We start from the raw sequence: 1,733 nt of genomic DNA, 5'->3' as shown, positions 1-1,733 counted from the left end.
CTTTATCCAGTGATACTGTTGGTGCTGACGAGCGGCGAAGCGCCATGCGAGTCGAGTTAATCGACTTCACAGCGGCAATGCCATTGCGCTCGATACAAGGGACTTGAACTTGACCTGCAACAGGGTCACAGGTAAGGCCAAGGTTGTGTTCCATCGCAATTTCCGCTGCCATACACACTTGCTCAGGGCTACCGCCCATAAGCTCAGCGAGGCCCGCCGCTGCCATCGAACAGGCGACACCCACTTCACCCTGACAACCCACTTCAGCACCAGAAATCGAGGCGTTACGTTTGTACAGGCCACCAATTGCGCCAGATGCAGCAAAGTAGCGGATGTAATCTTTTTCTGTCACGGTTTGAATGAACTTGTCGTAGTAGGCGAGCACAGCAGGGATGATGCCACATGCCCCATTGGTTGGCGCTGTTACGACACGGCCACCCGCCGCGTTCTCTTCATTCACCGCAAAGGCGAACATGTTCACCCAATCGACCACAGACATAGGGTCATTGGTCGTCTTTTCAGAGGTCAACAGTTGCTGACGCAACGCCGCAGCACGGCGCGGTACACGCAATGGTCCCGGAAGAATACCTTCGGTGTTCATACCGCGATCCATACACTCGCGCATGGTTTTCCAAATATTGGCAAAGTAAGTGCGAGACTCTTCATCAGAGTGCATTGCCGCTTGGTTTTTCATCACCAAGGTGCTGATGGATAGCCCGCTCTCTTTACATTGATTGACGAGCTCTTCCGCTGATGTGAACGGGTAAGGCACCTTGATTGGGTTGGCTTCTTCTTTACCAAAGTTTTCTTCGTCAACGATAAAACCGCCGCCGATAGAGTAATAGGTTTTAGAGTAGGCTTTCTCTTCACCAATCCAAGCATGAATCTGCATGCCATTTTCATGCAAAGAGAGGTTACTACGGTGGAAGTTCATTCCTCCGTCTCTAGGAAACGAGACGGTATGACAGTGCATGCCAACAGGAAGGCGTTCTGTTTTTTCAACGCGAGCGATAAAGCCTGGAATCGCGTCGATATCGACTTTCTCAGGGGTGTTGCCAGCAAGACCCATGATGATGGCGATATCCGTGTGGTGACCTTTCCCTGTCAGTGAAAGTGATCCATAGACGTCAACGGTGATTTTAGTTATGTCGCGCAATTTTCCCATTGCACGTAAGTCATCAATAAACTCTTTACCCGCCTTCATTGGGCCGACTGTGTGAGAACTAGAAGGACCAACGCCGATCTTATAGATATCAAAAACACTAATCATATTGATTACCTCAAAGTAAGCCTCCCGAGCAAGAGGGAGGCTTAGTATTATTCTATTTGTTTGCTATCCGTCCTGATGAATCAGAGCCCGGTTTATAGCGCGCCGTAGATTACAGAACTAATGGCAGCAAGACCACAGATAGTTGTGAAAATCTGTACAGGTGCAGAAGTTTTGTACTTCGCCATCGCTGGGACTTTTTGCATAGCAAAAACAGGCATCAAGAATAGGATGGCAGCGATCATTGGCGCGCCCATGGTTTCAATCATGCCAAGGATGCTTGGGTTAACAATCGCCACAACCCAAGTGGTTAGAACGATGAATACCATTGAGCCTTTTTCGATTTTGCTCACCGGCGTTTGTGAACGTGATTTGATAAGTCCAACTAAACCTTCATGTGCACCCAAGAAGTGCCCGAAGTAGCTTGAGGTGATCGCAGCAAATGCCACCAAAGGACCCATGTAAG

General features: G+C 49.2%; 1 protein-coding gene and 1 pseudogene. Both read right to left on the bottom strand.

Features of this window, described 5'->3' with window-relative positions:
- Positions 1 to 1,270 (bottom strand): L-serine ammonia-lyase (locus AC6R1O_RS18390; protein ID WP_500657590.1); only part of this gene is annotated, 1,270 nt, incomplete at its 3' end.
- 92 nt (positions 1,271 to 1,362) lie between these two features.
- Positions 1,363 to 1,733, bottom strand: a pseudogene (locus AC6R1O_RS18385) (septum formation protein); the annotation flags it as partial.

This window comes from Vibrio sp. R11-SG3-ISO3-SZ (assembly GCF_059834345.1).
Note: the sequence above shows the minus strand (reverse complement) of the source record. Positions and strands in the feature narration are given on the sequence as shown.